This window comes from Vibrio sp. HI00D65, from assembly GCF_001635455.1.
Classification (GTDB): Bacteria; Pseudomonadota; Gammaproteobacteria; order Enterobacterales; family Vibrionaceae; genus Vibrio.
In genome coordinates this window covers 145,705-153,716 of record NZ_LWEH01000011.1, presented here as the reverse complement: position 1 = coordinate 153,716, position 8,012 = coordinate 145,705, and the positions used below count along the sequence as shown (strand labels likewise).

6 protein-coding genes are annotated in these 8,012 nt (G+C 42.1%); 3 read left to right on the top strand and 3 right to left on the bottom strand.

Going from position 1 to position 8,012, the window contains the following annotated elements; translation table 11 throughout:
- The first annotated feature begins 528 nt into the window (after positions 1-528).
- Positions 529-2,010 carry an aerolysin family beta-barrel pore-forming toxin gene (locus A3712_RS03145; RefSeq protein WP_063522251.1) on the top strand — a complete coding sequence of 494 codons (1,482 nt, stop codon included), beginning with the start codon at positions 529-531 and terminating at the stop codon, positions 2,008-2,010.
- Positions 2,011-2,126: 116 nt separating this feature from the next.
- Here the strand turns inward: A3712_RS03145 and A3712_RS03140 are convergent, their stop codons facing one another.
- The gene (locus A3712_RS03140; protein WP_063522245.1) at positions 2,127-2,762 is read right to left on the bottom strand and encodes a LysE family translocator; all 636 of its coding nucleotides are present in this window, start codon (positions 2,760-2,762) and stop codon (positions 2,127-2,129) included.
- 294 nt (positions 2,763-3,056) lie between these two features.
- Here A3712_RS03140 and A3712_RS03135 point away from each other — a divergent pair, with 294 nt between their 5' ends.
- Entirely contained in the window at positions 3,057-4,529 is a 1,473-nt protein-coding gene (locus A3712_RS03135; RefSeq protein WP_063522244.1) for a carboxypeptidase M32, read from the top strand.
- Between the two features lie 120 nt (positions 4,530-4,649).
- Here the strand turns inward: A3712_RS03135 and A3712_RS03130 are convergent, their stop codons facing one another.
- Together A3712_RS03130 and A3712_RS03125 are read right to left on the bottom strand one after the other, a co-directional pair.
- On the bottom strand, positions 4,650-5,651 hold the full coding sequence (locus A3712_RS03130; protein ID WP_063522243.1) for a metal-dependent hydrolase: 1,002 nt from the start codon (positions 5,649-5,651) through the stop codon (positions 4,650-4,652).
- A gap of 223 nt (positions 5,652-5,874) precedes the next feature.
- The gene (locus tag A3712_RS03125) at positions 5,875-6,684 is read right to left on the bottom strand and encodes a sulfite exporter TauE/SafE family protein (RefSeq protein WP_063522242.1); all 810 of its coding nucleotides are present in this window, start codon (positions 6,682-6,684) and stop codon (positions 5,875-5,877) included.
- A gap of 318 nt (positions 6,685-7,002) precedes the next feature.
- Between A3712_RS03125 and A3712_RS03120 the strand changes: the two genes are divergently transcribed.
- Complete coding sequence (locus tag A3712_RS03120) at positions 7,003-7,980, top strand: DUF1852 domain-containing protein (protein WP_063522241.1); 978 nt, start codon at positions 7,003-7,005, stop codon at positions 7,978-7,980.
- Positions 7,981-8,012 lie beyond the last annotated feature (32 nt).

Genomic DNA, 8,012 nt, shown 5'->3' with positions numbered 1-8,012 from the left:
TCTCATAATTGAAACACCCCTTATCTATTCCATATATCGTCACTTCATAATAAGACTAACGAAACAATTGAAGTAAGATCCCATTCTTAGTTCCAAATAGCCTCATAAGTACGAAGTAGTACTATTCACAAGTAATTTTTTAGAAATAATAATCGATTAAATAGAGCTTATCGTTCATTCTCATCTCACATCCCAGCCTGACATTGCCAGCAACAGTAATTACTTGGTAATCCACGAAAAACCAAAGAAGCATTTTCAACCTCAAATCCACATTGACGTTAGTCGAATCTTAAGAAGTCTTCATTTTTCTAAATTCATTTTGAAGTGAGCCAACAAAATTGATATCCGTTGCACAAATTTTTATCAACAGACAGAAATAACAAATTCAAATAATTGATTTTAAGGCAAAAAAAAATTCAAGTATTTTTACTATCGTTACTTTTATCAGTATGAAAGAGTGAAATGGTCCTGCATCAGCAAGATATAAAAAGCGATACCAATATAAAAATGAAAATGAGGGAATTGTTTGTGATTAGTAAAAATAAAAGTATCTTGGCAGCAGCAGTATTGACTGTACTGTCGACCGGAGTAAACGCGAAAGTATACCCAGATCAAATCGTGCGTGACAATTTAGGTGAAGATGTCTGTCGCACAGATTATCGCCCTTTAGATCACTATGAAGCTCAAGAGCACAGAGACTTTCTTATGCAGCAAATGGGGAAATGGGATATTGTTGGCTTGGAAGGCAACTGGGTTATTATGGGACCGGGTTACCATGGTGAGGTTAAACAGACTGGTCCGAACAATATAACCTTCTGTTACCCAATTAACGATCAATCAGAAATTCCATCCTACTCCGCTGTTGCCATAGAAGAAGGCGATGAAATTGATGTTGAGTATAGCTTAACCCATGCTCAAGATGAGTTTGTCCGTCCGCTAAGTTACTTAGCGCATTACCTCGGTTATGCTTGGGTTGGCGGGAATAGCGGCAAATATGTCGGCGAGGATATGATCACAAGCCGTGTCGGTGACCATTGGGTTATAGAAGGAAACAACAATGGTTCTTGTGATGGTTACCGATGTAACGAAAAAACAAAAATCATCGTTAAAAACTTTGACTACTCTGTTGTAAATAATGAGTTCACACACGGTCCAGTTGACGAGTCAGATGTTCAAATCGTAAAGACCGTTTACACAACCGCTAAAAACCATACCGATGTTCCGCAACAAGTTGTCGCCACCTTAAGCTTAGATGAGACGCAAAATTGGAACAAAACAAACAATTACGGCTTTGCAGAAAGCGTTGGCATTGAGAATGAGTTCAAGTGGCCTTTAGTCGGTAAGACCAAAGTCAATATCAAGCTTGAAGCGAACCAAAGCTTCGGTGAACAGAATGGTGGATCTTCTACAGTATCAGTACAGCAACAAGCTCGTCCAATGATTCCTCCTCACTCTCAAGTTCCAGTTAAAATCGATCTTTACCAGTCAACTATCTCATATCCTTACCGATTCAACGCTGATATTGCTTATGATGTTGAATTCTATGGCTTCCTTCGTACTGATGATAATGCATGGCACACTCACCCACATGAACGACCATACAAGTCTCACACATTCACAATGGGCCGAGCAAGCGAAAACTCTGCTAACATTCCTTACCAGTGGGATCACCGCTACATTCCGGGCGAAGTAAAATGGTGGGACTGGAGTTGGGCTATTAAACACTGGAGCCTGGGGAGCATGCAATACGCAACAGGTGCTAGCTTACGTCCATACCACTCTTACGTATCTGGTGATTTTTCCGCAGATTCTTCATACTCTGGTGTAATCGATGTTGGCGATGCTGTTCCAATCGATGAGGGTGTTCCAAGCGCACGAAGCAATATTGAAGACGAAAGCCAGACAACTATAGATCTTGGTGGCGTTGAAGTAACGTCCAACTTTGATGCCGAAGAACTGAGTGATCTAGGCTTTGGGAACGCTAAGTTCGACGTTCGTTTGGCTGAGTAATATAGTCATCTACATACACGGCAATCAAATACCTGCCGTGTATGACGACAAAGCCCACGCCAATTTGGTAACAAGAACCTAGCGAGGGCTTTCTTTCGTTCATAAGGAGACAGAAACTAAGCTGACTTTTCCATCAGAAGTTTGACGCCTAGCCCCACCAATACCATACCGGTTACCCCTTCCATCCACTTCATAAAGCTCGCGTTCTTTAGTAAATTTTTTGCTGAATTTAATGCCCCCGCCAAACCGCATTGCCAAAGCATAGCGATGATAAAGTGAACCGAAGCCATTAGCATAGACTGCAATAACGGCGAGCCTTCAGGATTAACAAATTGAGGTAAAAACGCCAAATAGAAGACTGCGGTCTTTGGATTTAAAACGTTAGACAAAAAGCCTTCTCGTAGCGATCGTTTGGCACTGTAGGCTTGTTGAGTTTGCTCGCCTACTTTCAACCCACCACCGTTTTTCATCAATGTACGTAAGCTACTTAAACCAAGCCAGATTAAGTAAGCAGCACCCACCATTTTTACAGCTTGAAATAGCTCTGCTGATTGAGCAAGAATCGCAGAAATGCCGACTGCAGAGAAAAAGGCGTGTACATATAACCCAGCACAGATACCGAAGCTCGTCATACAGCCGTCAACTAAGCCAGAGCGACTGGTATTGCGAATCACCAATGCTGTATCCAAGCCAGGCGTTAACGTTAAAATAGTGATGGCAATCAGAAATGCCTCAAAGTTCAAAATATCCATATCATTATCATCTTTGTTCAGCGATCTATCATCAATACCGCTTATCTGCACATTTCGCAAGCAACAATTACCACCAGCTATACAAGTCACTGAATTTGTGCACAATGGTACAGTTTAATTTGTTAAAAAATAGTAAATTCGAGCCACCGTATCGCTCGATACTATTATTGCTATATCTTCGACTGAGAAGTACAGCATTAGTCAAAGCGAAGCCGTAATAAAGCACATGAGAAATGAACCTTATCGATCTTCCGTGTTAAGGACATTCAACGAAACCAAATTAAGAGTAGTCAAATGAGCGCATTCAAAAAACTAGTCGAACACTCTCAAAAATGTTCACGTTTTCAACATCTAGCTTCAATTTGTGGTTGGGACCAAGCGTCAATGATGCCAGCAGGTGGTAACCAAGTGCGTAGCGAAGCGATGGCAGAACTTTCAGTTCATATTCATGGATTAATGACTCAGCCACAGCTGGCCGATTGGATCTCTGATGCTGAAAACGAAGGCCTGAATAATGAACAACAATCATCGCTTCGTGAAATCAAACGTCAATGGCAGCAAGCTAACCTACTTCCTGAGAAACTGGTTGAAGCTAAGTCGCTAGCGGGTTCAAAATGTGAGCATGCATGGCGTAGTCAACGTGGAAACAACGACTGGGTTGGTTTCGAAAAAAACTGGCGTGAAGTGGTAGAGTTATCTCGAGAAGAAGCTCAAATTCGTGCAGAAGCAGCTAACCTAACACCTTACGATGCAATGCTAGATATCTACGAACCAGGTACTAGCTCAGCATCATTAGACACCTTGTTTGCGGATGTTAAAACTTGGCTTCCAGGTCTCATTGATGAGGTCATTGAAAAGCAATCAAGCGAGCAATTTAGTGCTCCCAACGGCTTTTATGCCGCTGAAAAGCAAAAAGCACTAGGCTTAGAAGTCATGAAGTTACTTCAATTTGACTTCAATCACGGCCGATTAGATGAAAGTGTTCACCCATTCTGTGGTGGTGTGCCTTCAGATGTCCGTATCACAACTCGCTACGATGAAGCCGAATTCGTTCAAAGCTTAATGGGCATCGTCCATGAAACAGGACACGCGCGTTATGAGCAAGGCTTACCAAAACATCTAGCAGGCCAGCCTGCAGGTCAAGCTCGTTCTATGGGTATCCATGAATCTCAATCGCTGTTCTTTGAGATGCAAGTTGGACGTAGCGACCCATTCATCGGTCACTTGGCTTATCTAGCGGGACAACAATTCTCTGGCTCAGAATTTGAGAAAGATAACTTCCAGAAGATCTATACTCGCGTTAAGAAAGACTTCATTCGTGTCGATGCTGATGAGCTAACCTACCCTGCACACGTTATCTTGCGCTATGAAATTGAACGTGACCTGATCAACGGTAAAATCAAGCACACTGATGTGCCTGAGTTATGGAACAGCAAGATGCAGTCTTACCTAGGTTTAAGCACGGAAGGTAACTTCACCAATGGCTGTATGCAAGATATCCATTGGACAGATGGCGCATTCGGCTACTTTCCATCTTACACACTAGGTGCGATGTACGCGGCTCAGTTCATGGCTTCAATGAAGAAGACTATCGATGTGAACTCAGTAATTGAAAGCGGCGACCTATCCCCTATCTTCACTTGGTTAGAGTCGAATATTTGGAGCAAAGGCAGCCTACTAACCACCGATGGTTTAGTAAAAGGTGCAACAGGTGAAACCTTGAATGCGCAATACTTCAAAGATCATTTGAGAAACCGATACCTTTAATTATCCCATCAACACAAGCTGTATATAACAATAAATGAAAAGGCTGATCAGGTTACTGACTCAGCCTTTTTATAGAAAAACAGTTCTATAATATCCAATAAACACAGAGTTTTATTTATATTACTTACCTTTCAACATATCGAAAAAGATCTCTCTCGACACTGGTGTATTGTCTCTGTGCGTCTCGTACAAAACGTGTTCCTCAGCGTCTGCAGACTTCGATAACTTGATACTCCACAAGGCTTTTAGTTGGTTAGGTACGATCGAGTAACGAACATCAATAACCCGAAGCGCATCATTTGGATCTTGTGAGATAAAACCATTCGAAAACCAGCGGAAACGCTCAATATCTTTTGCTTGCTGTGAATTGGGGTCGAGCCATGGGAAATCTCTATTAACATTGAGTTTCGCAATAGACTCTCCTGGGTATGTCTTGACGGATGTACCTACTCGCACCGCATCCACGTGATAATGGCCTTCTGTCTCATACACGACTTTCCAAACCAAAATATTGGCAAAGCTTGGCTTTGCATCAAGCCGAATAGGGTCATGCTGCCTTTCTTGCGCTAGCTGCCACCCAATGGCTTCTGCTCTATCACGTTGTATCATCCCCAAGGTTGGAAAAATCAGTGCCCAAGCAAATGCAGCGCGGGCTAGCCATGGAGTTCGTTTCCATGTCGCCAACACCAACAATATTAAGATAGGAATAGTGTAGACAGGATCAATAATCGAAATAGTATTCCAAGCAAACCGCTCATTAGTCAGTGGCCAAAGTAGTTGAGTACCGTAGGTTGTGCAGGAATCTAACAATGCATGTGTGCCATAGCCCAATGCGCAGTATAACCAGATTTGTTTAAAAGAGAGCCCGCACCTTTTTGCAAAGAGAGGATACAAAGCCAGAGCGCAAATCAAACTGCCCATGGGGATAAATAGGAGCGAATGGGTAAACTGTCGATGAAACTCCAAGGCCAATAATGGATCACTCTCTGAGCGAATAAGCGCATCCAAATCTGGCGCCATTCCAGACAGCAAACCTAAAGCTCCTGCGACCACCAAGTGTTGCTTTTTACTCGCCGATTGTGACAGAGAAGCGCCTAGTAAGCCCTGTGTTAACGGATCCATAAATCCCTCACTTTTAGTACTCCCTTGATCTGAACAAGTACATTTAGCTATAGCAGCGAATCAGGTTTAACAACAAGATTTTATCAACATACTCATACACATAATCGCATAAATGTAGACTGGCAAACAAAAAGAGCAGCCTCAATACTGCTCTTTGTTCGCTTACATAAACTCATCAAGTATTCAACTTTGCAAACGGGTTAAGGCCATGAACTGTCTGACACTAACGAGTGACCATGCTAACCGCGATAATCACCAACAAGACAGAGAAGATCTTCTTAATCGTTGGAACGGGTAAATGGTTTGTCGCCTTTGCTCCCAAAGGAACGGTGAACCAAGACGTACACACGATACCTAACAAGGCAGGCAAATAGACAAAACCGGCAAAGCCATCACTTAGTGCAAAGTGGCTGCTGCCCGAGGTGATGTAACCGATAGAGCCGAATAGCGCGATGACAATGCCACATGCGGACGCACAGCCAATCGCCTTTTTCATATCAACTGAAAAGAATGTTAGTAGTGGCACTAATAGCGCACCGCCACCAATGCCTATCATTGCAGACAAGCCCCCCGTAATGGTTGTCAGAACCGTTAATACGCCTTTATTCGGTAGCTTGCGCTCTGAAGGGGCGTCGCTTTTGCTGCTCAGGAACATCTTAACTGCGATAAGTACCACACTGACTGCAAACACAATACGAACAACTTTTTCCGGCAACAAAGCCGCCATAAAACCACTAATCAAGGCACCAAGTGCTATGCCGAGCATAATCCAAGGCGCAATATTCCAGGGCACATTTCCATTCTTGTTGTGAGCAAGTGCAGAAGAGGTTGAAGTAAATAGAATCGAGGCCAAAGAAGTCGCAATTGCAGCAACAACCACTTGGTCAGACGGTAAAACATTTAGGTACAGTAAAATGCTGCTTAGCACAGGCACAATGATCAGCCCCCCACCAATACCTAACAACCCGGCAAGAAAACCAACACCACTGCCTAATAACGCACAGTAAAAAATCAACAACAGCAAATCACTCATTTCATCCCTCTTTTAATTGAATAAACCATCTTAAATAACCCGATATAATTGTGGTTACGTTTCCATTAAGATAATTAATATAACTGACACCAGCTTTCATTTTCAAATAGATAGATCATGAATATTCCTCATGTTGATTGTGAAGTAATACCATTGTTAATCACAGCTCTGTCCAAGTATAAAAATACTAAGCCTATAACTTAATACAAATTTTCAAACGAAATAGCCAACACTCTTAATACGGTTACAAGCGAAAATAACGCAGTGATATAAAAGACCGAGAGTAAGTCAGACAACGAATTGGGAAGTCAGAACAGTATGAATAACGAGTTTAATTTTACGATTAAGAGCATTAGCCTCGACGAAAACTACACACCCGCAGACAGTACGCGTATCACAACGAACTTTGCTAACTTGGCTCGCGGTGCAAGCCGCCAAGCGAACTTACGTAACGCTTTACAGATGATTGATAATAGTTTCAATGCCTTAGCTCATTGGGATAACCCTAACGGTGACCGTTACTCTGTCGAACTAGAAATCATTTCAGTTGACATGGACATCGAAAACAACGGGGAAGCATTCCCTTCGATTGAAGTGCTTAAAACCAACATCCTTGACCGCCAAACTAACGAGCGTATTGAAGGGATCATTGGTAATAACTTCTCTTCTTATGTCCGAGATTATGATTTCAGCGTTTTACTTTTGGATCATAATAAAGGCCAAGATAAATTCAGTATTCCAGCTGACTTTGGTGAATTACATGGCAAACTTTTTAAATATTTCGTCAACTCACAAGCTTATAAACAGAACTTCAAAAAACCACCTGTTATTTGTTTAAGCGTATCAGATAATAAGATCTATCATCGTACCGAAAATCAACACCCAGTATTGGGGTTTGAATATCAGCCGAATGAGTCTTCTTTAACGGAACAATATTTCAAGAAGATGGGATTAGAAGTTCGTTATTTCATGCCACCAAATAGCGTTGCTCCACTAGCATTTTATTTCTTTGGTGATTTACTCAATGATTACTCGAACTTGGAGTTGATAAGCACCATAAGCACCATGGGAACTTTTCAAAAGATCTACCGACCTGAGATTTACAACGCAAACGCTGTTGCAGGAAAACGCTACCAACCTAACTTAAAAAATTCGGACCACTCACTGACTCAGATTGTATACGATCGCGAAGAGCGCAGTAAGCTGGCTATCGAACAAGGTAAGTTCGCAGAAGAACATTTCATAAAGCCATACCAATCGGTTCTAGAGAACTGGTCTGCCAATTACGCGCTCTAACGTGCTTTTGGGGAAATTCAAACCGATTTGGA